The organism is Bradyrhizobium sp. USDA 4501 (assembly GCF_054062115.1).
Genome location: NZ_JBSSEX010000001.1, coordinates 4,688,564 through 4,715,295, shown reverse-complemented (window position 1 = coordinate 4,715,295; position 26,732 = coordinate 4,688,564). Strand labels below are relative to the sequence as shown.

General features: G+C 63.4%; 17 protein-coding genes and 3 pseudogenes. 8 read left to right on the top strand and 12 right to left on the bottom strand.

The window, feature by feature from the left end:
• Positions 1-227 precede the first annotated feature (227 nt).
• The 5 genes and pseudogenes from ACVWZM_RS21550 to ACVWZM_RS21530 all read right to left on the bottom strand — a co-directional run bounded on the left by ACVWZM_RS21550 (position 228) and on the right by ACVWZM_RS21530 (position 9,929).
• Complete coding sequence (locus ACVWZM_RS21550; protein ID WP_456854635.1) at positions 228-1,289, bottom strand: DUF7146 domain-containing protein; 1,062 nt, start codon at positions 1,287-1,289, stop codon at positions 228-230.
• Positions 1,289-5,622 (bottom strand): annotated as a pseudogene (locus ACVWZM_RS21545) (strawberry notch-like NTP hydrolase domain-containing protein). The gene ACVWZM_RS21550 and the pseudogene ACVWZM_RS21545 overlap by 1 nt, the downstream one beginning before the upstream one ends.
• A gap of 276 nt (positions 5,623-5,898) precedes the next feature.
• Positions 5,899-6,312: a hypothetical protein gene (locus tag ACVWZM_RS21540; RefSeq protein WP_456856729.1), complete on the bottom strand. Its 414-nt coding sequence runs from the start codon at positions 6,310-6,312 to the stop codon at positions 5,899-5,901.
• Between the two features lie 102 nt (positions 6,313-6,414).
• Positions 6,415-8,560: pseudogene (locus tag ACVWZM_RS21535) on the bottom strand (ParB/RepB/Spo0J family partition protein).
• A gap of 172 nt (positions 8,561-8,732) precedes the next feature.
• Positions 8,733-9,929 (bottom strand): DUF932 domain-containing protein, encoded by a 1,197-nt coding sequence (locus tag ACVWZM_RS21530; RefSeq protein ID WP_456854633.1) that lies wholly within the window; start codon positions 9,927-9,929, stop codon positions 8,733-8,735.
• A 514-nt stretch (positions 9,930-10,443) separates the two neighbouring features.
• On the opposite strand from ACVWZM_RS21530, the pseudogene ACVWZM_RS21525 reads away from it, so the two are divergent.
• Together ACVWZM_RS21525 and ACVWZM_RS21520 are read left to right on the top strand one after the other, a co-directional pair.
• Positions 10,444-11,377, top strand: a pseudogene (locus ACVWZM_RS21525) (IS630 family transposase); the annotation flags it as partial.
• A 457-nt stretch (positions 11,378-11,834) separates the two neighbouring features.
• Positions 11,835-12,050, top strand: coding sequence for a helix-turn-helix domain-containing protein (locus ACVWZM_RS21520; RefSeq protein ID WP_456854631.1), 216 nt, complete (start codon positions 11,835-11,837; stop codon positions 12,048-12,050).
• Between the two features lie 324 nt (positions 12,051-12,374).
• Here ACVWZM_RS21520 and ACVWZM_RS21515 read toward each other — a convergent pair whose 3' ends face one another.
• The 4 genes from ACVWZM_RS21515 to ACVWZM_RS21500 form a co-directional block, all read right to left on the bottom strand.
• Positions 12,375-12,836 carry a hypothetical protein gene (locus ACVWZM_RS21515; RefSeq protein WP_456854630.1) on the bottom strand — a complete coding sequence of 154 codons (462 nt, stop codon included), beginning with the start codon at positions 12,834-12,836 and terminating at the stop codon, positions 12,375-12,377.
• On the bottom strand, positions 12,833-13,330 hold the full coding sequence (locus tag ACVWZM_RS21510; RefSeq protein WP_456854628.1) for a GIY-YIG nuclease family protein: 498 nt from the start codon (positions 13,328-13,330) through the stop codon (positions 12,833-12,835). Before ACVWZM_RS21510 ends, ACVWZM_RS21515 begins: the two co-directional genes overlap by 4 nt.
• A 181-nt stretch (positions 13,331-13,511) precedes the next feature.
• On the bottom strand, positions 13,512-14,243 hold the full coding sequence (locus ACVWZM_RS21505; protein ID WP_456854626.1) for a reverse transcriptase domain-containing protein: 732 nt from the start codon (positions 14,241-14,243) through the stop codon (positions 13,512-13,514).
• A gap of 1,035 nt (positions 14,244-15,278) precedes the next feature.
• The gene (locus ACVWZM_RS21500) at positions 15,279-15,677 is read right to left on the bottom strand and encodes a hypothetical protein (protein WP_456854624.1); all 399 of its coding nucleotides are present in this window, start codon (positions 15,675-15,677) and stop codon (positions 15,279-15,281) included.
• A 551-nt stretch (positions 15,678-16,228) separates the two neighbouring features.
• Here ACVWZM_RS21500 and ACVWZM_RS21495 point away from each other — a divergent pair.
• From ACVWZM_RS21495 to ACVWZM_RS21475, 5 genes are all read left to right on the top strand, one after another.
• Positions 16,229-16,447 (top strand): JAB domain-containing protein, encoded by a 219-nt coding sequence (locus ACVWZM_RS21495; protein ID WP_456856727.1) that lies wholly within the window; start codon positions 16,229-16,231, stop codon positions 16,445-16,447.
• A gap of 350 nt (positions 16,448-16,797) precedes the next feature.
• On the top strand, positions 16,798-18,921 hold the full coding sequence (glgX, locus tag ACVWZM_RS21490; RefSeq protein WP_456854622.1) for a glycogen debranching protein GlgX: 2,124 nt from the start codon (positions 16,798-16,800) through the stop codon (positions 18,919-18,921).
• A 245-nt stretch (positions 18,922-19,166) separates the two neighbouring features.
• On the top strand, positions 19,167-21,032 hold the full coding sequence (locus tag ACVWZM_RS21485; RefSeq protein WP_456854620.1) for a sigma-54-dependent Fis family transcriptional regulator: 1,866 nt from the start codon (positions 19,167-19,169) through the stop codon (positions 21,030-21,032).
• Between the two features lie 83 nt (positions 21,033-21,115).
• A complete protein-coding gene (locus ACVWZM_RS21480; RefSeq protein WP_456854619.1) occupies positions 21,116-22,699 on the top strand; it encodes a hypothetical protein in 1,584 nt (527 codons plus the stop codon).
• The gene (locus ACVWZM_RS21475) at positions 22,699-23,103 is read left to right on the top strand and encodes a hypothetical protein (protein ID WP_057018922.1); all 405 of its coding nucleotides are present in this window, start codon (positions 22,699-22,701) and stop codon (positions 23,101-23,103) included. Before ACVWZM_RS21480 ends, ACVWZM_RS21475 begins: the two co-directional genes overlap by 1 nt.
• Before the next feature lie 9 nt (positions 23,104-23,112).
• On the opposite strand, the gene ACVWZM_RS21470 is transcribed toward ACVWZM_RS21475, so the two are convergent.
• Positions 23,113-23,868 (bottom strand): SDR family oxidoreductase, encoded by a 756-nt coding sequence (locus ACVWZM_RS21470; protein WP_456854616.1) that lies wholly within the window; start codon positions 23,866-23,868, stop codon positions 23,113-23,115.
• Positions 23,869-24,260: 392 nt separating this feature from the next.
• Here ACVWZM_RS21470 and ACVWZM_RS21465 point away from each other — a divergent pair, with 392 nt between their 5' ends.
• A complete protein-coding gene (locus ACVWZM_RS21465; protein WP_456815106.1) occupies positions 24,261-24,737 on the top strand; it encodes a hypothetical protein in 477 nt (158 codons plus the stop codon).
• 214 nt (positions 24,738-24,951) lie between these two features.
• Here ACVWZM_RS21465 and ACVWZM_RS21460 read toward each other — a convergent pair whose 3' ends face one another.
• Both ACVWZM_RS21460 and ACVWZM_RS21455 read right to left on the bottom strand, forming a co-directional pair.
• A complete protein-coding gene (locus ACVWZM_RS21460; RefSeq protein WP_057018925.1) occupies positions 24,952-25,506 on the bottom strand; it encodes a flavin reductase family protein in 555 nt (184 codons plus the stop codon).
• A gap of 109 nt (positions 25,507-25,615) precedes the next feature.
• Positions 25,616-26,716 (bottom strand): LLM class flavin-dependent oxidoreductase, encoded by a 1,101-nt coding sequence (locus ACVWZM_RS21455; protein ID WP_456854614.1) that lies wholly within the window; start codon positions 26,714-26,716, stop codon positions 25,616-25,618.
• Positions 26,717-26,732 lie beyond the last annotated feature (16 nt).

The window sequence follows — 26,732 nt, the reverse complement described above, 5'->3', positions numbered from 1 at the left end:
AGCCTTGGCGGAGGACCGAAGGGGGCCGACTATTTTGCCTCGCGATGTAAAGGCGGCTCTGCCGCCGACGGAAAATAGTCGGCCCACGAGGTTGCCGGTCCGGGCCGCTTGCCGCCCGATCGCCCTCTTAAGAAGGCCGTTGGAGCGGTCCTCTCCGGCGCCGAGGGGAAGCATGACCGCTGGCCTCGCGGGAACGAAGCGGCCGCGTCGCCCTCATCCCGTTCCGGCTATGCCGCCAGCGCCATAAAGCGCGCGACGTCCTGCGCCGCGATCTGCACGCGGCTCACGGCCCGAAGGGCGTCAAGTCCGAGCAGGCGAAGGTCCTCATTGAAGTCGCCAAGCCGTGGCGAGATCACGATCGCCTCGATCCCGGCCGCCTGCGCCCGGTCGATCAAGGTCGCCATGGCGCCGTCACCGGCAGGATCGTCATCGCGGGCGATGTAGAGCCGGCGGAGTGTTTCCGGGAGAAGGATGGCGGAGAGATGCGCCGCCGAGAGGGCTGCGGCCATCGGCATGGTTGGTAGGACGCTGCGGAGCGACAGCATCGTCTCGATGCCCTCGCCCGCCGCCATGACCTCGCCAGCTACGCCAAATCGAACGGCGTGACCCAGCAGGTCGCCCATCGCCCGTTTCGGCGCGTCGATCCGCGCCTTGCCGAGCGCTGTCTCACTGAAGCCGTCCGGGTCGAGCCAGGTGCGATGCGCGCCGGTCAGATTGCCGGAGAGATCGGTGACGGCGGCGATCATCGCCGGCCATGTCTCGGTCGGGCTGTCATCGTCGGGTCGGTAGTAGCACCGTGGATGAAAGCGTAGGCTTCCGGTTTCGTACAGAGCCGTAATACCGCGATTGCGGAGATACGCTTCTACCAGCGTGCCCACGATCGACTGCGACATGCCGAAGAGCCGCCGCGCGGCCTCTGGTGATCCGAGGGGCGCGGGCGATGTTCGCGACCGGTGGTGATTTGGCTCAGGCTCCAGTTCTGGACGCGGCAGACTCAGAAAGCGCCGTGCCTCATTAGCGACTTCACGAAAGTCAATGAAACCGCAGCTCTCGCGGATCACGTCCAGGAGATCGCCATGTTCGGCTGAGGCGGCGTCGGTCCATTTGCCCGCGGGTCCCTTCACCGATTCCGTGAGCCGCACGAACATCGAGCGACCAGGCGTATTACGGACGTCGCCCACCATCCAGTAGCGGCCCTGCCGCCGTCCGTTGGACAGATAATGGCGGCACACCGCCTCGGCATCACGCGCGAGACGGCGGGCCAGTTCAGAGGCGCTGTCCCGGGCCATCAGGCGGCCTCCCGCTCGCTAATGCGCGCAACCGGATAGTGGTCGAGCACCTTCGCCAGCACTCCGGCGCCGGTCGCGTCTGTCGACACGAACATGCGCAGCTTCCACGAGATGATTTCGCTGAAGAGGCCGTACGTCCGTAGCCGGTCACGCATCACGTCGGTGAAGCCGGACAGCTCGATGCGATGGGCGCCCATCACGCGGACACGACGGAGCTGGAGATCCTCAGCGAGGTCGATGACGGTGCGCCCCTCCATCAGCGCCGAGAAAGCCTCCTGTGGGGTCAAGCTGCTAGTGCCGATCTCACAAGCGTTCGCGGCCCAGGCCGGCGAGACCCTGCGACCGATGATGTGCTCGCCGTCGTCGGTCTGGAGCCGATAGACCCGGGTCGACTCGTTCGGAAGTCGCTTCCAGATCGGCAACAGCAGACCGGCGACGATGTGGAGGGTGCTCTCAGCGAACTCGGGGACGTCCGCGACTTCGCCGCTCCAGACTGCTGCGAATGCCTCGCGATCCGCAGGCTGCCAATGGCTCTCGTCCATCATCTTCATCGAAGCATGATGGTGCTCCATCGGACGGATTAGCCGCACGCGGCGTTCGATCTCGCCATCATCGAGCATGAAGCTTGGTGCTGGAATCTGCACCGCAGCGCGTCCCGAGCGCTCGTTAACCAGCAGCACCGTCCGCGCATCGGCGACATAATCGAGCGCTTGAGCCAGCGTCGTGGGGTGATTGCGGCGGCGTTCGGTGATTGTCAGCAGCCGGGTTTCTGCGCCGGTCGCGGGGTGGGTGTAGATCGGGCGCCGATCGGTGACGATGAAGCTCTCGGCCTGCAGCGTCTCCAGGCCGATGTCGTAGACGCCGCTGGCGATGGCGCCCTCGACCTTGGCGTTCAACAACTGCTCGAAGGCGGTGAACAGCACACCTTGCAGCTCGATGGTGAGCGCGAGTAACCGGTTCAGGAACGTGGTGATCGGCGGTAGCTCGTCCTTGATGCCGTTCGCGTCCGTGAGCTTCAGACCCGTGGCCTCTTCGAATATCTGGAGCGAGCAGCCTTCGACCTTGCCGCGCACGAGCAGCAGATAGAGCTGGCGCAGCGCATCGCGAGCGTAGTGGCTCTCAAGATTGTCCTCAGGCCGGAACAGACCCTGCCCGCCGGTCTGTCGCTGGCCGCGCTGATGGCCCCCAGCGTGTCGAGCCGTCGCGCAATGGTCGAGAGGAACCGCTTCTCCGCCTTCACGTCGGTCGCGATGGGGCGAAACAGAGGTGGCTGCGCCTGGTTGGTACGGTTGGTTCGACCGAGCCCCTGGATTGCGGCATCGGCCTTCCAACCCGGCTCGAGCAAATAATGGACGCGAAGCCGGTGATTTCGCGCCGATAGCTCGGCGTGGTAGCTGCGGCCCGTGCCGCCGGCCTCCGAGAAGACAAGGACGCGCTTCACGTCATCCATGAAGGCGGCGGTCTCGACGAGATTAGCGGAGGCTGAACGATTCTCGACGGCAAGGCGGTCACCGCTGCGCACCACCCGCCGCGAACGTCCGGTCACTTCGGCCACAATATCCGTGCCGAAACGCTGCACGATCTGGTCGAGTGCGCCGGGAACAGGCGGAAGCGACGCGAGCCGTTCGACCAGCTCATTGCGGCGGGCAACGGCCTCCCGGCTCTCGACGGGCTGACCGTCGCGGAAGACGGGCCGGGACGAGAGATTGCCCTCGCTGTCGGTGAAGGGCTCATAGAGCTGCACCGGGAAGGAATGGGCGAGGTAATCGAGCACGTACTCGCGCGGCGTGATGTCCACGCGGACGTCGTTCCATTCTTCGGTCGGGATCTCGGCAAGCCGCCGTTCCATCAGCGCCTCGCCGGTCGACACGATCTGGATGACGGCGGCGTGGCCCTCGGCCAGGTCCCGCTCGATCGAGCGGACCAGAGTCGGCGTCTTCATGCTGGTGAGCAGATGGCCGAAGAAGCGCTGCTTGGCGGATTCGAAGGCCGATCGCGCGGCCACCTTCGCCTGACGATTGAGCGTGCCGGTCTCTCCGGTGATGTTGGCGGCCTGCATCGCCGCATCGAGGTGATTGTGGATCACGCTGAAGGCACCGGCGTAGGCGTCGTAGATGCGCCGCTGCTCATCGGTGAGTTGATGCTCGACGAGCTCGTATTCGACGCCGTCATAGGAAAGCGAGCGAGCGGTATAGAGGCCGAGCGAGCGAAGGTCGCGCGAGAGCACCTCCATCGCTGCGACGCCGCCGTCCTCGATCGCCTCAACGAACTCGGCGCGTGTGGCGAACGGAAAATCCTCGCCGCCCCAGAGCCCGAGGCGCTGGGCGTAGGCGAGGTTGTGGACCGTGGTGGCGCCCGTCGCCGACACATAGACGACGCGGGCATTGGGCAGTGCATGCTGAAGGCGCAAGCCCGCACGCCCCTGCTGCGAGGGCGCGACATCGCCCCTCTCGCCCTTGCCGCCACCGGCATTCTGCATGGCATGGCTTTCGTCGAAAATGATGACACCGTCGAAGTCGGAGCCCAACCATTGAACAATCTGCCGGACGCGCGAAAGCTTCTCGCCGCGGTCGTCGAACCGCAGCGTAGCGTAGGTTAAAAATAGGATACCTTCCGCCAACCGGATCTCCCGTCCTTGAGGGAAGCGCGAGAGCGGCGTAACCAGCAGACGCTCCATGCCGAGCGCCGACCAGTCGCGCTGCGCGTCCTCGATCAGTTTGTCGGACTTCGAGATCCAGACTGCCTTGCGCCGGCCCTGCAGCCAGTTGTCGAGAATGATGCCGGCAGACTGACGACCCTTGCCGGCGCCGGTCCCGTCGCCGAGCATGAAGCCGCGACGGAAACGGACGGCGTTCGGTGCGTCGTCGCGCCCGGCGATGACCAGGTCGAAGGTCTCGTCGACCGTCCAGGCGCCGGCGAGATAGTTGCCATGGGCCTCGCCGGCATAGATCACCGTCTCGAGTTGGGCGTCGGATAGAAGGCCGTCGCCGACGAGGCTGGCCGGCAGCCGGGGCCGATAGCTCGGCTTCGGCGGCGCGACCGAGGCCATCGCGGCCGATTGCACCAGCTTGGTCGGGTGCGCCTGCGCGCCGGGGATCCGGATCGACTGAAGCCGGAATTCCTCGTAGATGGCGTCGCTCAGGCGCGCGCCCACGGGCGGGGTCCAAACGATCGTCTCATAGGCGAGGTCGACGGCTTCGGGATCGGCGACCGACGCCTTGACCGACTGTGCGGCGGCCCGTGCGAGATAGCCGCGCACAGTGCGAGGCGCCGGCGAGGAGGCAGACACGGGAGGTACGCCAGTCGAGGCAACTGGCAAGCGAGCCGGAACGTGTTCGGCGATCCAGCGGAGCAGCGTCGCGACGTCGGGCGCTATTCCCGGCGATTCCGGGAACGCGTTCGGGTCATTGGCCGGCGCCTTGTCGATGACGGTGAGGCGCGTCTCGATCGTGGTGCCGTGCTTGGCATAGACGGCGCCGGCGATCGCCGCGGTGAACACCACGCGGCCGCGTTCCTGCAATCGGGCGAAGGCGTCGCGCCAGGCTGAGGCTTCGGGCGAGAAGTTTGCGCCTGATATCGTGACCAGCCGGCCGCCATCGGCAAGACGCGCCAGGGCCGAGGCGATGTGACGGTACGCCGTGTCGGCCATGCGGCCGGAGACCTTCGCCATCACCGAGAACGGTGGGTTCATCAGCACGACGCTCGGGACAACGGCGGGATCGAGATGATCGTCGATTTGGGCCGAGTCGAAGCGCGTGACGGAATTGGCCGGAAAGAGGGACGAGAGCAACATGGCACGGGTCTCGGCCAGTTCGTTCAGCACGAGGCCGCTGCCGGCGATCTCGGCGAGGATGGCAAGCAGTCCGGTGCCTGCGGACGGCTCCAGCACGCGATCCGCCGCCGTAATGGCGGCCGCGGTCAGCGCAGCCAGGCCGAGCGGAATCGGCGTCGAGAATTGCTGGAAAGCCTCGCTCTCGGCGGAGCGGCGCGTGTGGGTCGGCAGAAGCCCCGCGATCTTGTCCAAGGCGGAAAGTCGTGAAGCCGGAGAAGCGGCTTTGCGGAACAGCGCCTTTCCGTATTTGCGCAAAAACAGGACGATGGCGACCTCGCAAGCGTCATAGGCCATCTTCCAATCCCACGCGCCCGTCGCATCGGATGCGCCGAAGGCCACTTCCATCGCGGCGCGCAAGATTGCGGTGTCGATGCGTCGGCCACGCTCGAGATGCGGAAGGAGCTGCTCCGCCGCAGCGATGATGACGCTGGCGCCCTCGGGAGCGCGAACAGGCGAGGTCGGCGCGGCCTGATCGGCCGCGATCGGAGAAAGGTCATTCATGAAAGGAGCCTTAAGGAGAGCGGGAACGGGCGAGCCGGCCGGCGCTCTCTCTCGGACCGTACCGGCTCAACCTCGTTCCGGCCGACCTCTCCCTCTCAGCATCAAGGCCGTGCCCGACATGAGAAACGGCGCCCCACCGGTAGCGGCGCGCCGCGCACAGAGCGTTCGTCAGTATCCGAACTGCCAAGATGGCCAGGCTTGGCCGTCGTCAGCGTCGGCGACCGCTTCCGCGAAGGTAGCTCGCATCGCCTTCGACGACGGTGACGATGTATTTCGTCATGACGCAGCACCCTCAATTGGATCGTTTTCGCCCGCGAGAATGGCCTCGGCCTTTGCGATGGCAGCGTCCGCCCGTCGGCGCCAAAGCTCGACATCCGCTGAGCCGTCATTACGGACGTGGGCGAGAATCTTGAGCAGACCGAGCAACAACTCGAAATGGCCCGCCTTGCGCTGGACCAGCTCGTCAAAACGTGACGAGATCGGCAGGGCTCGGCCGATATAGGCCGCGTCGCGGCCTTCCCAGACGCCCGTGACAAAGGTGTCGCCGGACGTTTCGACGTCCGACTTCTTGTCGTCCCAATCCTCGTCGGCGATCGCGAGATCGCAGGCTTGGTCGAGCGTTTCGGCGTCGTAGGTTCGCTGTCGATAGATCGGCAGGCGATAGGTCGTCTCGATGGTGAAGAGGGGCACGAGAGCCTCCATAATATGCAAAAAGCCCGGCAGGAGCCGGGCTTTGGGGTGGATTGGCAATGAAGAGACGCGGGACAGCGGAAGCCGGCCCGCGGGCTCGAGCTATTCGGCCGCGACCATTTGCGGCTCCTCCGCTTCATCGGCCGGAGTTTCCTTGTCATCGCCGGTGAGGAATTCCGGCAGCGCCTCGCTATCGCCCTCGGGTTCCGCGGCGTCGACGGTCGCCATCTGGTCGACGCCGGCCATGCGCAGGGGCTCGGGCAGCCAGCCGGTCTCGGCCAGGAGCCGTTCGGCCTCCTTGGCCATGTCGCCTTTCTTCAGATGATCGATGAGCTGGGCGGCTCGCTCGCCGGCACCCTCGCGCACTGCCTCAAGGATGCGGCGCTTCGGCACCCGGCCGAGATAACTCTCGACGGTGGGACGCCAGCCGGCTTCCACCATGTCGAGATCAACGGCGCTTGCGATGCGATCGGCGTCGACAATGCGCTGCTCGACCGTGTGCGGGCGTGGCGCCGCCGCCGTAGCGGTCGCCCTTCTCGTAGAGCGCGTTTACGCCGAACGAGGCGCAGTGCGCAAAGAGCGCCGCCTGCTCGTCGCCCGTCAGACCGGTAAGCCAGTCCCAGAGATCGGTTCTGTCCTTGGGCAAGCGCTCCTCCCATGTCTTGTGGCGCGCGTCGATCGCCTTGGCTGCCGGCGTGTCCTTCAGCCCCTGCGCCTGAACCGGGAAGCTTGCGCTACGCACGGAGATCTCCATCGTCGTTCCATAGGACGAATACCGGGAGAAGACGTCGAGGCAGAATTTGTGCAGCACCGCCTGGAAGGCGACCGAAGGCGTGATCGCCAGCTTGTCGCGTAGCGCCAGCGTCCGCTCCGCCGTGAGCTCGGTCAGCAGGCGGTCCGGCAGGGGCTTCACCGCATCGTCATCCTCGTCCTCGGGCTCGGCGACTTGGCCGCCGATAGTAATGACCGCGCGCTGGACAGCCGCCGCTGACGGTTGGGCGCCGTCCACGGCCACGGTAGCGGGTTCGCCATCGCTGTTCTGCTCCGGCGCGGCCACGGGCACTTCGTCCTCGGGCCGGATGTAGCCGCGATCGACCAAGAGCGCACCTTCGGCATCGATGCCGACGAACACGCCCGCGCGGGCGATGTCGGCCGGCTGATAGATGACCAGGCGATCGTCGAAAGTGGCGAGAGCCGTCTCGATTTCGCCAAGTCGCTGGTCGACCTCGTCGGGCAGCTCATCCACGCCGTCGTAATCGGCCTCGAGCCTGGCGTATTCGGCCTTGAGCGCCTCGATGGTCCCCTGCTCTTCGGCCGAAAGATCAGCAGCCATGCCGTCCAGTTCGCGCAAGCCGCGAGTATGGCCGTAGGGGAAGTCAATGGCGACCTCGATCCACTTCCAACCTTCGGCGGCAATTGTTTTCGCCTCTGTCTTCAGCTTCTCAGCGACCAGACGGTCGAGCAGAGCGACGTCCTCAAGCCAACCGCCATCGTCGGACTGGAACAGGTCGCGCAGCACACCGCCACCGGCCGCCTCGTAGGCGTCGAGGCCAACAAACACGGCGCGCCGGTCGGAGGCGCGCACCGTCTTCTCCGTCAGCATGCGGCGAATCTGATAGGGTTCTTTCTGCCAGGAGCCGGAGATAGCCTGCCAGACCTGCTCCTGGCGACCGTGATCTGCAGTGACGGTGAAGGCCATCAACTGCTCGAGCGACATGCCATCGTCGGCATAGACGTCGAGCAGTGCGGGCGCGACGGAGGCGAGGCGCAGGCGCTGCTTCACGACGTTGACCGAGGTGAAGAAGGCAGCGGCGATGTCCTCCTCGCTCTTACCCTTCTCGCGCAGAGCCTCGAAGGCGCGGAATTGGTCGAGCGGGTGCAGCGACGCGCGCTGGACGTTCTCGGCGAGCGAATCGTCCTCGGCGAGAATGTCAGTCGCCGGATCGCGTACGACGCAAGGCACCGGCGCAGTCTTGGCCAGGCGCTTCTGCTTCACCCGGAGCTGCAACGCCCGATAACGGCGCCCGCCGGCCGGGATCTCGAACATGCCGGTCTCGGCGCCGTCCGCGTCGAGGACCGGCCGGACATTGAGGCTTTGGAGCAAGGTACGCCGGGCGATGTCCTCGGCCAGTTCCCCGATGGAGAGGCCGGCCTTCACGCGCCGGACGTTCGACTGGCTGAGCACCAGCTTGTTGAAGGGAATGTCGCGCGAGGACGACAGGGTGATCTTCTGAACGGCAGTAGCCATGGGTGATACTCCGCGACGGGCGACCCAAAGTCTCTCCCTGGATCTCCAACCCGTCATGAAGCGCAGCGCCGCCCTCTTCCTCTCAAGGGCAGCGCCGCAACCCAGCGATCAAGAAAGACGGAAGGGCACGAAGCCGGAGACACGCCGTTCCGCATCTCCGGCTTTCCGGGTATCAGGCTGCCCGGTCGAGTAGCTTCTTCGCGCGCGTCTCCAGATCGAGTCGTGTGTCCTGATGGGTCTTGCCCCGCGCAACCGCCGTGATGCCTTGCACGAAATCGAACACGCTCTCGGGCTTGCGCCCTTCCTCCGATAGGACCCTTTCGATGATCTTCGCTGTCTCGGCCTTCGAGAAGCCGCGCTTGCGCAGAAACTCGCTGCGATCGTCGTCGGTGCGGGCAACGATCGTTTGTCGCGCCGCCCTGATGCCGTTGACGAAGGGCATCGGTGATGAATTTGCAAAGCTGGCCAGCGCCGGCGCCGCCTCGCGGGCAAAGCGTGAGGCGGCGTATTTGGAATGGCGGATGGTGATCTCCTCAAAATCTTCGACGCCCCAGAGATTGCGGTTTTGGCAGACGGCGCGGAGATAGAAGCTCGCCATGCCGAGCGTCTTCGCACCCACCTCGGAATTCCAGCAGTAGAAGCCGCGGAAGTAGAGGTCCGGCGAGCCATCCGGCAGCCGGCCAGCCTCGATCGGGTTGAGGTCGTCGACCAGAAAGAGGAAAACGTCCCGATCGGAAGCATAGAGGGTCGTTGTGTCCTGGGTGATGTCGACGCGCGGGTTATAGACACCGGTCGACCAGTCGAGCACGCCCGGCACCTTCCAGCGCGTGTCGCCTGTGCCGTTGCCCGCGATGCGCTGAACGGCCGCGACGAGTTCGTCGTCAAAGATGCGCCCATATTCGGGGCCCGTAACCGCGCGAAGCTCGACGCGACCGTCTTCGATCTCGAGCGTCTTCACCTGCTCGGCGGAATGGGAGGTCAAGCCGTATTGTAGGTTGATGGCGGCCAGCGACGCTGGAAGCTGACGAAGGTAGGCCGCCGGCGCTCCGACCAGGCCGGCGAGTTGGCCGAAACTCCAGTGCGTCGGTAAAATCGGCGTGTCTGAACCGGGCAGTACCATAGCCAGGCGCTCGGCATCGTCGCGGCTGGCCTCAACCCGGATCGCAGCGCTCTCGACCGTTCGGGTGCGGCTTCGCTCGGTCCGTCCACGCACAGCGGCATAGAGGTCCGACAGGGACAGATAGCGCTCGTCCGCTGGCCGCGAGAACCATTCCGACGATACTCGGCCGACGCGCGTCCCGCGGGTCACGTCCACCTTGTAGCCACCCACGCGATTGCGGCCGGCGCTCAAAACTTCGACTTGGGTCATGGGTCATCTCCACGACAGGCGCCGGAGGCCTCTCCTCCGTTCTTCAACCCGTCACGGCGAAGCCCGTCCGCCCTCTCACTCTGGGGGCGTTGCGGGGTTCTCCCCGCAGAAGGGCGCGACCGAGACCACAGGCTCGGGCGCAGGGGAAGGCTTTCCCCTCAAGGGTCTTCCCCCGGCGTTCAGAATGTCATCAGAGCAACAGGTCGCGTAACCCGATGGATCTGCTCGGAAAGTTTAGTGCACCGCCAACGAGGCGAACGGAAAACTGGTCCCGGTTTGCGGGTACTTCCAACATTTCCATACGCAGCTTGACTTGATGTCCCGCACATCGTCTGAACTACCCTTCAGAGATCACCACGTCAGCGATGAAACCAAACGACGCTCGATATCGGCAGCATCAAGAATACGAGATTAGAGCGGTTTCCAGTTGAGGTGAATCGGAACAGTCAAAGGGGATTCCCACGGGCACGCAAATCAGATTCGGTGTTGCCCGCGACAACATGCGGGGCATGCGATGGCGAAGGGATACTCCAAGGACCTCAGGGTGCGTGCGGTTGAGCTTGTTGAGTCCGGCGAAAGCGCACGTGAGGCTGCGCGCATTCTCAATCTCGGCGCTTCGACTACGATCCGATGGATGGATCGTTGGAGGAAGACCGGAAACGTTGAGGCCAAGCCCGGCACCGGGCACAGCCGCTCGCCGTTGGAGCAGCACAAGCAGTGGCTGATCGAGCTGATCGCCGCGGAGCCGGACCTGACGCTCGAGGAGATCCGCGCGCGTCTGCGCTCTCAGAGAAAGCAAAAGGCCGGCATCGGTTCGATCTGGCGTTTCTTCGACCGTCACAGCATCACCTTCAAAAAAAACACTGCACGCCGCCGAGCAGGATCGACCTGACGTCGCTGCCGAGCGTGCCGCGCTGAAAGCCGAGCAGCCCAAGCTGCGTGCACCGCGCCTCATCTTTATCGACGAGACTGCGGTCACGACGAAGATGGTCCGGCACTATGGGCGCTCTCCTCGCGGTGAGCGCCTCGTCTCTGGCGTGCCCCATGGTCACTGGAAGACGCTGACGCTTGTCGCCGCGCTGCGCATCGATGGCCTCACGGCGCCCTATGTCATCGACGGTGCAATGGATGGGCCCTCGTTCCTGGCTTATGTCGAGCAAGTCCTGGCGCCGACCTTGCGCAAGGGCGACATCGTCTTCATGGACAACTTGCGCACTCACAAGATCGCCGGTGTCCGCGAGGCGATCGAGGCTGTCGGCGCCCGCGTGCGTTATCTGCCGGCCTACTCGCCCGACCTCAATCCAATCGAACAGGCCTTCTCCCGGTTGAAAGCTGCGCTGCGCAAAGGCGCCACCCGCACGGTCCAAGCCCTGCTCAAACTCATCGGCAAACTCGTCAAGTCGTTTGCGCCGCAGATGTGTGCCAACTACTTTAGGCATGCTGGATACACCAGACGATCCACATCATGTGGAAAATGCTCTAGCTCGAACCGGTATGTTGTTTTTGAGGAACTGATCTCAATTGCGATCGACTCGTTCCTGATCCGCAAGCACGAGGACGCTTCTGCAACGGACATGCTGGTCGGTGGTGGTTTGTCTCCGAGCAAGATCCTGAAACCCAGCCATCTTTGAGCGACCGGCTCGCGGCCATTTGTATCACTTGATAGTTTTCCTTGCGCACGCGGCCCGCAGCCATCGAAACCTCGTGTACCTACGACCGCGAGGCGCAAGTATTTTTACTACGCACCGTCACGCCATCCTGCGACTGTCGACGCTCCAAGCCGACCGCGTTTGAGGCGAGCCACGGGGGTCGTCGAGATTATCGTTTTCTTCCCTCATTCTGGATGTCAACATCGCAGCCATCTCTACCGTAACGTCTCATGCGGTAGAGTGATGGAGAAGACGAATGGCGGACGCCAAATTCCTTACTCCCGAGGAAGTGTCTGCACGATACCGTGGCGAGGTCACCGTGGGCACGCTGCGGAACTGGCGCGCGATGCGAATCGGACCCGCATATGTCAAGATCGGCAAAGCTGTCTTATATCCGGTGGACGAACTTGAGTCATGGGATAGAGGGAATCTTGTGGTTTGTCGCGCGTCGAAAGGACTGGACATGAGCTAGCGTTGGGCACGGCTGCGACCACGAAAAGCATCTACTACCGCCTCCAGATTTTTGATTGAGCTGGTTAGCGTAGATATTTTGGATGCTAAAGAATTGTCTGATGTACAACTACCCCATTTGGTCCGCGAAGGCTCATGTTCCGCTCCGCCACGCCTAGCGGCGGCCACAACGCTCTGCTCGCGCTGAAGCGCCAGTTCGGAAGCTCGAATCTGCTGTCTACAATCAGCAATAATGCAACTGGGGTCATCCAGTTGATTTGGTTGGACAATTTTTGTTCTCTCTGTGCGTATGCAGTACATATGACGTGGCCGACGTTTCGTCAGGCTACGCGACTTTGGGTTTTGGCGAGTTTTCGCGCCACCTTCTCTGCATTTCCGCGAAGTATTTTTCGCGGTCGCTGAAATCCTCTCCTTGGGGCGAGCTCACGGTCCCGTTCGGACGCCTAATGGCCCAGTGCCAAGGAGTCGTATCTCTTTCGACCTCGCCGTGAATCGTTATGGGGGCCGCATAGAAGCCTGACCGGGGCACTCGAAATGCGATTATCACCTCCTCGGACAATTCGAGGGGGCCTCTGCCTGCGAAGTCCTGCAGCGACAGAAGTGAGAAGCCGTGATTCGCCTGGATCACGGTAGACTCGTCGACGGTCCAACGCGTGGTGGAATGACACGAGAGCGTTTCGGAAGAACCGTCCGCAAAATGGACGTTCGCCGTTGTCCCATCCGAGGAGAATTGCAGCTTCCTTACATGATCGAGGTTGACGTATCCTTCGCCCAAAAAGATCATCATGACAATAATTCTCCCGCTTGCCTCGACGATGCGCCATCCGACGTTTTTGGAAACGGAGGGACCCATTCTTCCAAAGCTGGCTCCCAAATGTGCTTGGTGTGAGTTTTGGATACGGGGTCCCACATCATGATCAACTCGCGTCCCGGCACGAGCTTCCAGACGTGTCTGTACATTGGCTCTCCCTGCGTCATGTCGTGAAGCCACTGGGATGTGACCCCTCGGCCGTGGAACCACTCTCCCCGAATGTGTCCTTCGCGAAGTTGGCCATGAACAATTCGCTCAATCTCTTTAGCGGCAGCGATCACTCCGATCAGTTCGAGCTTTCCGCTACAGCCGGCTTGAAGATCTGAAAGTCGCTTATTGGGATCGAGTGAGTGTCCAACCTTTATCGCGTCGGCTTGCGCGTCCCGGATAAAATAAATCGCTCCACCTTCGTGGAATGCTGCCCAAAATTCAGCACTGGACACCAAACTCGTTCGAAGAAACGTGCCCATGATCGGGTCCTTTTTCGAATCGGGTAGTGAGTATACGGCTTTGACTGAGTCTCGGTCACCGATCTTTGCGCCCTCCACACAATACAAGGCCGGAACATCTCCCTGTGGATCGCGAGGATTTGTGAAGTCGCAGGGGACGCGTGCCAAGTTGGGAACTGGCCAGCCTCGGTGCGAGGCCGTTCTAGATGTTCGCTTCCGAGACTTTGGCGCAGTAGGCCGCGAACGAGGTCAGCGATGCAGCCGAGCGCGGTTCAGCGAAGTATTCGGCGATGCGATCTGGCGTCACTTGCGCAAACCCGTGTCGAAGATCGCAGTTGAACACAACAAGCGCGTCCGTGGGTGGGACGAGCTTGGTCGGATTGGGCGTTAGGTTCGCTTCCGCGAACGCCGCAAGAAATGCGTCATACAGTGCTTCGAGCAGCGCCTCGTCATTTGCAGAACAAATGAGGTCATCGAGGTAGATTGAAACGAACGCTCCGGCTTGCTCAGCTTGCGCCACCATTGCCATGACGGGCGAGCGCATCAGAACTAGGCTGGCAAGTGCGGGTGACTGCTTGAAGCCGATCGGCAGGCAGTACCGCGGCCCCAGATCGTAAGGGCTGCGAACGGACGACCATTTGGCGAAATTGCGAGCCCATGGAAAGCCGGCCGAGTGGAGCGCAGCAGCTATGCGGTTGCGAGAGATCGAATAGAAAAAGTTTTGGATATCGATTTTGAAAAAGAATCTGTTCTGCAGGTGGCCGTGCAGGGCGGTGACATGACCGCCTTTGCGGTAATGGTAGAAGCAAAGCGGGAAATCTACCTCGCGGTCGCAAAAATCAATGATCTTGTCCCCGCGGCGATCCGCATCTGGGGACGGGGCGAAGATATGTTTGCCCTTGCGTTCCCATGTCCATTTGAAATTCCGATACATGACGCGGTCCAGTCAACGGCCTTACTCACGAGGTCCCAGATCGCCGCCGCCAGCTTTACAGCCAACAGTGCGAGCCCGAGAATCTCGCGAGCAAGGCGCGTGAATTTGGATTTTCTCCTCATTGCACGTCTCCTGTCTCTGCTGGCGAACTACGACCCCGTGAACACGGAGCCGTCAACCGAGACAACAGTTACCCATGGTATCATTACAATACGTCAAGGCTTCTAGGGTCTGAAGTCATGTAGCGTAGCGTTACGTTACGTTACAGACCGGAGGTCGTAGGCTATCGCCAGCGGATGCTAAGCTGGGGTTCCGACTGAGATCTGTCAAGCAGTACTAATCCGGTAGAGCGGTCGCGAACTTCGATTAGGGCTGCCGGCCAGCGTCAGTTGACCCTGATGCGCCGGCGCGGTTCGGTGTGGGCCTGATGATGACTGACATGCTGTGCCCGGGCGTTCGGGCGGAGCGGAGCCTGTGACGTTCACAGGTCGTTTGTTGAGGTCATCGACCTATGAGTATGAAGAAGCGTAAGCCGTTTGAAATAACAACGGATGGAGAGAGATATCACGTCGTCAAACTGATGGTCCCGCTCGATATGCCAATAGAACACGTGATGTACTCGCTATGCGAGCGCGCCAGAGGTGTGATGGTGTCTACTGAGGGGGATGGCGATATTAAGTCCTACGTCCTGAAGCTACTTTAGACGAAACCCCGTCGTCGCCCAGGAAGAAACGACGACGGGGACCGTTATCGATCGCGGAGACTGCGATGCGATCGAAATGATGCCCGCCGCGTCAGGCGGATACCTGACCGCGGGCTGTCGGGGTTGTTTCAATGAGGTCGGACACTCACCGAATTGTCCGCCCCCCGGTCGCGGACGGTCACGGACGCTGACCGGAGCTAAGGCCCTCCGCGGAGAACGAGCAATACGCGTAGGGAACCAATCACGCCGCGTTCGCCTTCGGCTTGGGTCCGATAGCGAGACCGATCAGCACCGGGATGCTCACGTTCGCTCGGTGCTCTATGTATTGGCCGTCATTGACCGCTGCGCGAATGTTGTTGAACCTCTTGCCGCTCGGCTTCGTGCAGTTCGAGCTTGATCTCGGCAAGCCGTTGATCGCGATCTGCAACAGACATCTGGTTCGGCGACTTGTGTTCGGCGTCAATCGCAGCTTCGAGCCGTTCGATGACGAGGGCTGGATCGATCCAGCTCAGGACTTCCAAGGGCGGCGGGTCGAGTTCGCCGGTCACGCCGCGTCCGAACTCCACGCTGACGCGATTGTGTCCGACGAAAATGCGCGGTGTGCCTTTGGCCGCGAGCTCTTTCACGAAGCTCGCGACTTTCGCCTTCTTCTCCTTGGTCGTGGACTCCGATCTTTCGATCCGACTGCGTTCGTTGATCAGGTTTGCGATCTGGGCGCGCAGCCGTTGCACGGCCTGAAGATGTGTCTCTCCCTTGTTCGGCTTGGCCTTGATAGGCTCAGCCTCACGGAGGACCGCATCCGCGAGCGCAGCAACCGTCGTGCGGCTCGGACTGATCTGAACGATGCAGTCGTGACCTCGATCGCCACGCTGTTGCTCAATTCGAGGCCGAACTGCGTCTCACGCTCCACCATGCGCGATAGCATGGGCACCTTGGAGAAGAACGCCTTCGTGTAGCGCAGGATGATCTTCGCCTGATCACGGTCTGCGGCGAGGACCTGAACGACGCCACGCTCACCGGGGTCGAGATAGGGTCTATAATCGACGAACGCTGACAGCCAGGTTGCTATCAGGGCTGGGACGCGTAGCTTGAGCGTGCGGCCAGCGACCAAGTCTGTGACCTGCTTCTTCAATTGAAGCGAGTGCGGAGAGCATCGAGTTATCGATACTCACTTGCCTTGTGATTGCAGGCGCTCGAAATCCGTGCTCCATTATCGTACGTGCGCGACTGTGATTATCACGCTGGCTCACGATGTACCGGCCCCACTGCGCGCCCCCTGCCTTTGGCCTCTCACCAAAAAGCACAATCAATCCAAATAGATGCGACGCGCAGCATGCTTCTGCACAACCATCCGTCCGGCGACCCGACGCCGTCGCAGGCCGACATCCAGATGACGAAAGCCATCGTCGACATCGCAAAGCCGCTCGGGATTGCCGTGCACGATCACATCATCGTCGGCAAGAACGGGCATACCAGCTTCAAGGGCATGCGGCTGATTTAGCATTGCACTCAACAAGCCCTCCGCTGTCGTCCCGGCCTAGTGCGCAATTGCCCATGGGGCCGGGACCCATAACCACAGGGTTGCGTTGTCGAAGCACGCTGTGGCTCCAGCTTTGCAAGCCAATTTGCTTTCGTGGTTATGGGTCCCGGGTCGCGCTGCGCTTGCACGGGACGACATCGAGATTGTGGCAGAGAGTCATACGTCCGCATTCTCGCGACATCTCTTGCCGAGCCTTGCATCTCGTTCCGCCCGCGTCATACGAACCAAGCGTAACTGCCGCTAAACCAGCCCATGCAACGTTTCCCGCGCGGCGGCGTTTGTTGCAGGTTGATCTCATGGCTGGGGGACCGATGTCCGATTTCGTCATTGAGGAAGGGCTGCCCTATCCGCTGGGCGCCCACTGGAGCGGCCACGGCACCAATTTCGCGGTGTTTTCCGCCAACGCGACCAAGGTCGAGGTCTGCCTGTTCGACGGAGAGCGCGAGACGCACCGCTTCGAGCTGCCCGAATATACCGACCAGGTGTTTCACGGCTTCATCAATGGCGTGCAGCCGGGGACGTTCTACGGCTATCGCGTTTACGGTCCCTACCAGCCGGACGGCGGCCACCGCTTCAACCCGAACAAGCTGCTGCTCGATCCCTACGCCTGCGCCCATGCCGGCAGCCTGACCTGGAATCCGGCGGTGTTCGGCTACAAGATGGAGAGCGGCGACGACCTCACCTTCGACGAGCGCGACAGCGCGCCGTTCATGCCGAAATGCGTGGTGGTCGATCCCAATTTCGACTGGGTCCAGGAGGCGCAGCGGCAGGACGTGCATTGGGACGAGACCGTGGTCTACGAGACCCACGTCAAGGGGTTTACCAAACAGCACCCGGGCATCGACGAACATTTGCGCGGCACCTATGCCGGCTTCGGCTCGAACGCCGCGATCGACCATCTCAAGGCGCTCGGCATCACCTCGGTCGAGCTGCTGCCGGTGCATTCCTTCATCAACGACAGCAACCTGCTGGACAAGCACCTCACCAATTACTGGGGCTACAACACCATCGGCTTCTTCGCGCCGGATCCGCGCTACGCCGCCGACGTGCCGAACAGCCTGCGCGAATTCAAGGAGATGGTGTCGCGGCTGCATGGCGCCGGCCTCGAAGTCATTCTCGACGTCGTCTACAACCACACCGCCGAAGGCAACGAGCGCGGCCCGACGCTGTCGTTCAAGGGCATCGACAATGCGAGCTATTACCGGCTGCTGCCGGACAAGCGACGCTACTACATCAACGACACCGGCACCGGCAACACGGTGAACCTGTCGCATCCGCGGGTGATCCAGATGGTGATGGACAGCCTGCGCTACTGGGCCGGCCACATGCATGTCGACGGCTTCCGCTTCGATCTCGGCACCATTTTGGCGCGCGAGGTCTACGGCTTCGACGAGCAGTCCGGCTTCCTCAAGGCGATGAACCAGGACCCGCTGCTCGCGACCGTCAAGCTGATCGCCGAACCCTGGGATTGCGGCCCCGGCGGTTACCAGGTCGGCGGCTTCCCGGCGGGCTGGGCGGAGTGGAACGACAAATACCGCAACGTTGTGCGCGATTTCTGGCGCGGCGAGGCGGCGCCAGGCAGCCTGGCACCGCGGCTGCTCGGCTCGCACGACGTGTTCAACCGCGAGGGCCGCCGCACCTGGGCCAGCGTCAACTTCATCACCGCCCATGACGGCTTCACGCTGAACGACTGGGCGAGCTACAACAACAAGCACAACGAGGCCAACGGCGAGCACAACAACGACGGCTCGTCGGACAACCACTCCTGGAATTGCGGCGCCGAAGGGCCCACGGACAATCCGGATATCCGCACTTTGCGCGAACGGCAGAAGCGCAACATGCTGGCGACGCTGCTCGCCTCGCAGGGCACGCCGATGCTGCTCGGCGGCGACGAGTTCGGCCGCACCCAGCGCGGCAACAACAATGCGTACTGCCAGGACAACGACATCTCGTGGTTCGACTGGAATTTTTCCGACGACGCCGGGAAGCTGCTCGCCTTCACCAAGCGGATGATCAAGCTGCGGCGCGACTATCCGATCCTGCGCCGCAGCCGCTTCCTCTCCGGCGATCGCGATCCGCAGCTCGAGATCCGCGACGTGGTCTGGATCAGCACCTCGGGCGTCGAGATGACGCAGGCCGACTGGAGCACCGGCTGGATCAAATGCTTCGGCGTCGTGCTCGACGGCCGCGCGCGCAAGACCGCGATCGCGCGTGAGGGCGAGGACGACACTGTGCTTGTCATCCTCAACAGCTACGAGGGCGAGGTCGACTTCAAGCTGCCGCCGACGTCAGCCGGACCGCGCTGGTCGCGGCTGCTCGACACCAACGCGCCGGAACAGCCGGCAGGCGCGCAGTTTGCGTTCGACGGCACGTACAAGGCGGTAGGGCGTTCGTTCGTGCTCTTCACCGCTGGCGAGGTGAAGTCATCCCCGTAGCCCGTTGGCTCCACTCGGGCTGCGGTCCGCCTTCTCCTTCCCCCCGAAAGGGGGAAGGTCGGGATGGGGGGCAGCCGCAGGCGATGCTGCAAGCCGAGAGAGCAGATCCCCACCCGCTTTGCTCTCACGAGCAAAGCGACCTCCCCTTTGCAAGGGGAGGTAAGAGTCCCGCGACGCCGTCGGCCAATTGACATTCGGCCGCGGACTGCCAGACTTCGCGGAAAATTAGGGGTGGAGACCTCTGGATGGCCAATCTTTCGGCCTCAAATCACGTCGCCCGTGTTCTGTCGGCGGCCAACCAGGTGGCCGGCGTCGACACCGAGACGCGGATCGCCGCGTCCTGGCGGCGCTGCCTGGTCAATCACAACCTCGATCCGGCCCGGCGCGGGCCGCCGCAGACCCTGACCGAGGCCGAGATCCGGCACATCGCCGAGCCGATGGAGGATTTGATCCAGGTCGCGATCCCCGAGCTCGAGGACCTCGCCCGCGTGCTCCACGACTCCGGCTACTGCGTCAATCTCGCCGATCCCAACGCCACCATGCTGGTGAGCCGGTTGCCCGGGGGCGACTACGCGCGGATGTTCCTTGAGTGGAAGATCTACACCGGCTCGAACTTCGCCGAGACGTTCGAGGGCACCAACGGGCTTGGCACCGCGCTCGCCGAGCAGCGGCCGATCCTGGTGCATGGCGACGAACATTTCCGCGAGCAGTGGCACATGTTCACCTGCGCGGTGTCGCCGCTGTTCGATCATGCCGGGCGGCTCGCCGGCGCCGTCAACATCACCTCGTGCCGCAGCGACCTCGGCCGCAGCGCGCATGAGCTGGCGCTCGCCGTCACCACGGAGGCGACGCGGCGGATCGAGCAGTCGTTCTTCCGCCGGCGCTACCGCGCCTCCTGGATCGCGATGCTGCCCGGCGACGGGCACGGCATGCTGGCCTATGACGACGATCGCCGTGTCGTCGGCGCCTGCCGCACCGCGCGCGCCGCGTTCGGGCTGACCGATGCGATGATCGACGACGGCATCGACCTGTCGCATCTCATTCAGCTCGACGATCGCGCGACGCGGGCCGCGGACGAGCAGGTCGCGCTGCGTCGCGCCGACGGCACGCCGTGGGGACGCGGCCGTCTGGCGCCGCCGGTGCGGGCGCGTTCGCCGCGTCCACCATCCACACCGCCGCGCGAAAAGCCGGCCGGACAGTTTTCCGGCCTGCACCGGCTGGCGGGCCGCGATCCCGTGCTGATCAAGGGCGTGAAGCGGCTGATGACGGTCGGCAATCTCGATCTGCCGATCCTGCTGCATGGCGAGACCGGCGCCGGCAAGGACGTGTTCGCGCGCGCCATCCATGCCGCGAGCAACCGCGCCGGCCGCAACTATGTCGCGCTGAACTGCGCGGCGATGCCGGAGAGCCTGATCGATGCCGAGCTGTTCGGCTACGAGGCCGGCGCCTTCACCGGCGCGCGGCGCGAGGGATCGAAGGGGCTGATCGTGCAGGCCTCTGGCGGCACGCTGTTCCTCGACGAGATCGGCGACATGCCACTTTCGCTGCAAACCCGGCTGCTGCGCGTGCTGGAAAACCGCGAGGTCTGGCCGCTCGGCGCGTTGAAGCCTGTCGCGGTCGACATCCGCCTGATCAGCGCCACGCACCGTGATCTGGCGCGGATGGCCGAGGACGGCAGCTTCCGCTCCGATCTGTATTACCGGCTGCGCGGCATGGAGATCCGCCTGCCCGCGTTGCGCGAGCGCGCCGACCGCAAGGACGTCATCGCGCAGATCGCCGACGAGGAAGCGCCGCACTGCCGCATCGCGGCCGACGCCTGGGCGCAGCTGATGGCCTATCCGTTTCCCGGCAACATGCGCCAGCTTCGCCACGTGCTGCGGCTCGCCGGCGCCACCGCGGAGCACGGCCTTATCACCGAGGCCGATCTCGATCTGCCGCCGTTCAGCGCACGCGGCGCGGAGGCCGATCACACAGCGAGCGAGCGCACCGCGATCGTCGATGCATTGCGCGCCAATGACGGAAGAGTGACGGACGCGGCCAAGGCGCTCGGGCTCAGCCGCGCGACGTTGTACCGGAAGATCAAGGCGTTAGGGATCGCGCTGGACAGCTAGACCAGAACGGCCCCTGCTGTTCCGGCGGTGCGGGAAAGGTGATATCGTACGGTTTTCGCCTTCAACGCCACGGAGCGGGTCCCATGACACGGTTTCCCCTCGCTGTGGTCGTTGGCCTCATTGCCGCGACCATTTCGCAGCCTGCCGCCTCGGATTCCACTGAGCAACGATTGGGCAAAGTCCATTTTGTAACATCCTGCAAGCCCGAAGCGCAGGAGCTGTTCGATCGCGCCATGCTGTATCAGCATTCGTTCTGGTACAGCGCGTCGCGACGCACCTTCGAGGAGGCGCTGGAGGCCGACCCGCAATGCGCCATCGCCTATTGGGGCATCGCGCTCAGCTATCTCTACAATCCGCACGCGCCTCCGCCGCCGGAAAACCTTCCGCTCGGCCTTGAAGCAGCGAAAAAAGGCCAGGCGCTGAATGCCGGCACCCCGCGCGAGCGGGAATACATCGATGCGATCGCGGCGATGTATGTCGACTACGACAAGGTCGATCACCGCACCCGCGTGCAGCGATTCCTCGCCGCCGAAGAGCAGGTCGCGATGCACTATGCCGACGATGACGAGGCGCAGATCGCCTATGCGATCACGCTCAACGTCGCGGCCTCGCCGGGCGACAAGACCTACGCCAACCAGCTGAAGGGCGCGGCGCTGCTCGAACCGATCTTCAAGCGCCAGCCCGAGCACCCCGGCATCGCCCACTATCTGATCCATCTCTACGACTACCCGGCGCTCGCGGAGAAGGGCCTCCCCGCGGCGATGCGCTATGCCAAGATCGCCGAACACGCGCCGCATGCCCAGCACATGCCGTCGCACATCTTCACGCGCGTCGGCTATTGGAAGGAGTCGATCGCCTCGAACAAGGAATCCGCGCGCATCGCCAAGCAAGACGGCGAACAGCAGGACCAGGCGCACGCGATGGACTATCTGGTCTATGCCTATCTCCAGCTCGGCCAGGACAAGGAGGCACGTGCTGTGATCGACGAGCTCGGCAAGCTACAGTTCAAGCTCGACCGGTTCGCAGGCCCCTTCGCGGTGGCGGCAAGCCAGGCCCGCTATGTCTTCGAACGCGGCGACTGGAAGGGTGCCGCCGCGCTTCAAGTGCATCCCACCAAATACGCCTATGCGGATGCCATCACCTATTTCGCCCGCGCGGTCGGCGCCGCGCGCTCCGGTGACCCCGCCGCCGCCAAAGCCGATGTCGCCAAGCTGATCGAGCTGCGCGACAAGTTGAAGGACGCCAAGGACGCCTACTGGTCCAACATCGTCGACATCCAGCAGCAGATCGCGAGCGCCTGGGTGCTGTACGCGGAAGGCAAATACGACGATGCGCTCAGCGCGATGAATGCCGCCGCGGAGGCGGAAGACAAGACCGAGAAGCACCCCGTCACGCCGGGACCGCTGGCGCCGGCGCGCGAGCTCTACGCGGCGATGCTGCTCGATCGCGGCATGGCCAGGGAGGCGCTCGCCGCCTATGAAGCCGTGCTCAAGAAGGAGCCCAACCGGCTGGCGACTTATCTCGGCATGGTCAAGAGCGCCAAGGCGGCCGGCGATCAGGCCAAGATCCGGGAATGCGCTGATCAGATTGCCCGGCTCACCGCGGATGCCGATCTGTCGCGGCCGGAGTTGATCGAATTGCGCCAGACTACCGGAAGCAAGCTGTGATGCCACGGGCGACATGGCGCAACGGCGGTGCGGCGCTGCTCGGCGCCGTTGCGCTAACGCTTTGCCACACACCGACACTCAGTGCGATGGAGATCCTCGGCCAGGCCGGCGTGCTCGGCGAATGGGAGCTGACCGGACATCTCACCGAAAGCGCGCCGGGCGCGCCGAGGCAATTCTCCGGACCGCTCAAGATGAAGCATGTGGGCATCTGCACGCAGGACGGGCCGGACGAACGCGCCGGAGAAATCAAGCTGCAAATCACGGGCGCGGATTCGCAGGTCACCGCCGAGCTGGTGCTGGACGGCGCGCCCTGCACCTACAGCGCCCGCAAGACGCGCAATTACGAGGGCACGCTGTCCTGCGAAGGACGCGCGCCCGTCCCACTGCTGGTGTGGCTCAAATAGCCGATACCGTCAGGCCGCCGGTCGCGCGCGGCGCAGCCATTCGTTCAAATCGATGCGGCCGAGGCGCGCCTCGCCGAGCGGCACCAGCGAGTGCTGCTCGACCCGGCCGCCCCAGTAAAGCGCGTCAGGGTCTTTCACCACCTCGCGCGGGTCACCTTTTGCCTTCAGGTAGCGGGCCACGATCTCGTTGAACGGCGCGCGGTCGGGACCTGCGATCTCGACGATGCCGTTGCGCGGCGGCTCGAGCGCGATATCGGCGACGAGCGCGGACACGTCCTCCGCCGCGATCGGCTGGAACAGGCCGGGCGAGAGCCTGACGGTGTTTCCAACCGCGCCCGCATCGGCGATCGCGCCGACGAATTCCATGAACTGGGTCGCGCGGATGATGGTGTAGGGAATCCCGGACGCCTCGATCAGCTTCTCCTGCGCCACCTTGGCGCGGAAGTAGCCGTTCTCGGGCGTCCGGTCGGTGCCGACGATCGACAGCGCGACATGGTGCCTGACGCCGGCCGGCTTCTCCGCCGCCAGCAGGTTGCGGCCGGAGGTCTCGAAGAATTCCATCACCGCCTTGTCCTCGAACGAGGGCGAATTGGCGAGGTCGATCACGACGGCCGCGCCGGCCAGCGCCTCCTTCAGCCCCTCGCCGGTGATGGCGTTGATGCCGTTCTTCGGCGAGGCGGCGACGACGTCATGGCCGCGCTGGCGCAGAATGGCAACGGTCCTTGAGCCGATCAGTCCGGTACCGCCGATCACAACGATCTTCATGGTGATACTCCTTGTCGGTGACGAGGTTTCTTGAGACATGCTTGCCGGATTTTCCGGCGGCAATCGTCATGGGTACGTCGCGCTACCTCCTCGATCGCTCTCCCACAAGCAACCACACTATAGCATGCCACGGCTGTTCTGATGTCGCGGAACCTGTCATCCGATGCGTCGTCTGACGAGCATGAGACGTTGGTGGCTACGCTTGCTGAACCTCTTACCGTCACGTAGACTAATGCGTGCGTTCCAGCCAGCGTGCTGGGGTACCGAAAGCTTCGGCCGCTGCCGGGATACCACCGCGGGCTCTCTTTCGTGCTGCAACGCAAATGCTGGGCATGACGTTTAGCCCGCTGTGCACTCCTTGATTTGATTTCAAGCAAACGCAGGAGGAGTCTATGCGGAATTTTATCACCTTTTTCGTTTCCAGCGTGGCAATCGTCGTTGCGGCATCGACCGCGTTAGCGGGTGAGAAAGTGCTCGAGTTCAAGCTTGTCACCAAGCCTGTCGACGTCAAGGTCATCGAGGCAGCAAACGTCGAGGGGCAGACGGTCGTTTCGGGCAAGTTCTTTGGTGTCGCCATCTTCAGTGATGGCCATATCGGGGTGAAGGAGTTCGTCCATTCAGGAGACATGCTGAAGGGCTCGGGCTCCTATTACGGTTACAGCACCTACACGTTCGAGGAAGGCGCGATCACCGCGCGTTACACCGGCGCGATCAAGGACGGAAAATCAAACGGCGAATATACGATCCTCTCGGGCACGGGCGCCTATGCGAATGCGACGGGCACAGGAACGATCGAAAGCGCGCCGAACCCCTTCAAGGGGGTCAATCTTCTGAACATCAAACTGGTCGTGAGAACGCCGGGGTCATAGCAGCGCAGCGTCCGAGGGACCACGGCAAGGACAGCGACGCCTCACATGAGCGTTGGCTCGGCCAGCGGTCGCACGGCCCGCGCCAAAGCCATCAAACGCGTGCAAGACGGGTCGTCAGCATTGCGCCCTCAAGGCGACGCAGCCCGACAGCTCTCAAACGATCGAGAGAGGATCGGGTACCTGGACCCGTCCGCCTCGCGGATGTCAGTACGTTTCAGGAAAATTCGTTCCAGCTCACACGCCGCGCATCGACGTCGCCGAGCTCGACCGGATCATGGATGTTGCGCACGCTCTGGAAGCCGGAGCGCAGATAGATCAGCGGGTCGACTGTGGTCGCGGCGCGGACGTGCTGGACCTCGCCGATGAAGATCGAATGGGTCTTGGTCTCGAGCTCCTGCGCCAGCACGCAGTCGAACGCCGCGACGGCATCCTCCAGCACCGGGGCGCCGGTGGCACCGGTGGTCCAGCGCCCAAACGCAAAACGGTCGTCGCCGTTGACGCCCTTCTGGCCGGAGAAGGTCAGCGCCAGCAGCGCGTGGTCCTCGTTCAGGAAGTTGATGACGAAATGGCGCTCCTCGCGGATGCGCTGATGCGCGCTGGCGTTACGGTTAACGCAGACCAGCACCGAGGGCGGATTGTCCGACAGCGAGCAGGCCGAGGTCACGGTCAGGCCGGTGCGCTGCCCGGTCTCCGAGCCGACCGTCACCAGCGCGACGGCGCCCGCGCAATGGCGCATCGCCTGCTTGAAACTCTGTGCGTCGACCGTCATGCCGCAAACCCTGTTTGAGCATGATCCGCCGGATCATGCTTCGGTAAAAACACTTCGTTCAAGATATGCGAGGCGGGGTGCGAGGCAAGCCCCGCACCCCGCGCAGCTGTCATGCAGCCTTCTCGAACTCGGCTCCGAGATGCTTGAGCCGCGGCATCACCTCGTTCTTGAGCAGGTCCAGCGAGTGCCGCCAGGCTTCCGGCTTGTGCTTGTAGTCGAAGCCGAACACACAGAGGACGCCGAAGCCGCCGACCTCCCGGTAGATCTTCTCGATCCTCTCGGTGACGGTCGCGGGCGAGCCGACGATCCAATTCCGGCGTGCGCAATATTCGACGGTGACGTCGCTGTCGGGCACGTCGGGCGCGTGCTTCAGATAGTCCTTGAAGCCGAAATGGCCGAGCAGCGGCAGGAAGTACTCGCCCATCATCCGGCCCATCATGTCGCCGGTCGACAGCTTCCACGCCTCCTCATCGGTATCCGCCACGAACACCTCGCGCACCAGCCGCCAGTCCTTGCGGCTCGGCTTGCGGCCGGTCTTGGCGGCGCCGGCCTCGACCGAATCCCAGTGGCTGCCGACATAGGCCGGGTTGAGGTTGAGGCTCATCGGGATGAAGCCGCGCTCGCCGGCGAGCTTCAAGGTGTCCGAATTCTTCGACAGGCCGGCGACGCCGATCGGCGGATGCGGCGCTTGCTGAGGCTTGATGTGCGGCTTGAGGAAGTCGAACATCGTGTCCGGCTTGCTCACTGTCCAGTACTTGCCCTTGTGCGTCCAGGGTCCCGGCTCGGACCACATCTTCAGGATGATCTCGAGCGCCTCGCGGGTCATGTCGCGGTTCTGGCCCGACATGCCGTCGACATTGAACATCGCCCAGTCGCTCGGCAGGCCCGAAGCCGCGACGCCGAAGTTGAGGCGCCCGTTCGAGAGATGATCGAGCATCGCAACGCGGTTCGCGAGTTCGGCGGGATGATGATACGGCAGCAGGAAGCCGCCGGGCCCGATGCGCAGATTCTTGGTCTGCAGCAGCGCCTGCGCCACCAGCAGATCAGGCGACGGATGCGGCTCCCACGGCGCGGTGTGGTGTTCGCCGATCCAGGCCTCCTGGTAGCCGAGCTCGTCGAGCCAGCGCAGCGTCTGCAGGTCCCAGTCGTGGCCCTCCTTCAATCCGCACTCCGGCGGGTGCGAGGGCATGGTGAAGTATCCAAGCTCCATGTGCGTTTCCTTCCTT

What these genes read in the sequence shown, in the direction of transcription:
- glgX (WP_456854622.1), top strand. Translation starts at nt 16,798, where the DNA reads ATGTCCGATTTCGTCATTGAGGAAGGGCTGCCCTATCCGCTGGGCGCC.
- ACVWZM_RS21470 (WP_456854616.1), bottom strand. Translation starts at nt 23,868, where the DNA reads ATGAAGATCGTTGTGATCGGCGGTACCGGACTGATCGGCTCAAGGACC.
- ACVWZM_RS21475 (WP_057018922.1), top strand. Translation starts at nt 22,699, where the DNA reads ATGCCACGGGCGACATGGCGCAACGGCGGTGCGGCGCTGCTCGGCGCC.
- ACVWZM_RS21505 (WP_456854626.1), bottom strand. Translation starts at nt 14,243, where the DNA reads ATGTATCGGAATTTCAAATGGACATGGGAACGCAAGGGCAAACATATC.
- ACVWZM_RS21550 (WP_456854635.1), bottom strand. Translation starts at nt 1,289, where the DNA reads ATGGCCCGGGACAGCGCCTCTGAACTGGCCCGCCGTCTCGCGCGTGAT.
- ACVWZM_RS21485 (WP_456854620.1), top strand. Translation starts at nt 19,167, where the DNA reads ATGGCCAATCTTTCGGCCTCAAATCACGTCGCCCGTGTTCTGTCGGCG.
- ACVWZM_RS21460 (WP_057018925.1), bottom strand. Translation starts at nt 25,506, where the DNA reads ATGACGGTCGACGCACAGAGTTTCAAGCAGGCGATGCGCCATTGCGCG.
- ACVWZM_RS21510 (WP_456854628.1), bottom strand. Translation starts at nt 13,330, where the DNA reads ATGGGCACGTTTCTTCGAACGAGTTTGGTGTCCAGTGCTGAATTTTGG.
- ACVWZM_RS21480 (WP_456854619.1), top strand. Translation starts at nt 21,116, where the DNA reads ATGACACGGTTTCCCCTCGCTGTGGTCGTTGGCCTCATTGCCGCGACC.
- ACVWZM_RS21530 (WP_456854633.1), bottom strand. Translation starts at nt 9,929, where the DNA reads ATGACCCAAGTCGAAGTTTTGAGCGCCGGCCGCAATCGCGTGGGTGGC.
- ACVWZM_RS21520 (WP_456854631.1), top strand. Translation starts at nt 11,835, where the DNA reads ATGGCGGACGCCAAATTCCTTACTCCCGAGGAAGTGTCTGCACGATAC.
- ACVWZM_RS21465 (WP_456815106.1), top strand. Translation starts at nt 24,261, where the DNA reads ATGCGGAATTTTATCACCTTTTTCGTTTCCAGCGTGGCAATCGTCGTT.
- ACVWZM_RS21455 (WP_456854614.1), bottom strand. Translation starts at nt 26,716, where the DNA reads ATGGAGCTTGGATACTTCACCATGCCCTCGCACCCGCCGGAGTGCGGA.
- ACVWZM_RS21515 (WP_456854630.1), bottom strand. Translation starts at nt 12,836, where the DNA reads ATGATGATCTTTTTGGGCGAAGGATACGTCAACCTCGATCATGTAAGG.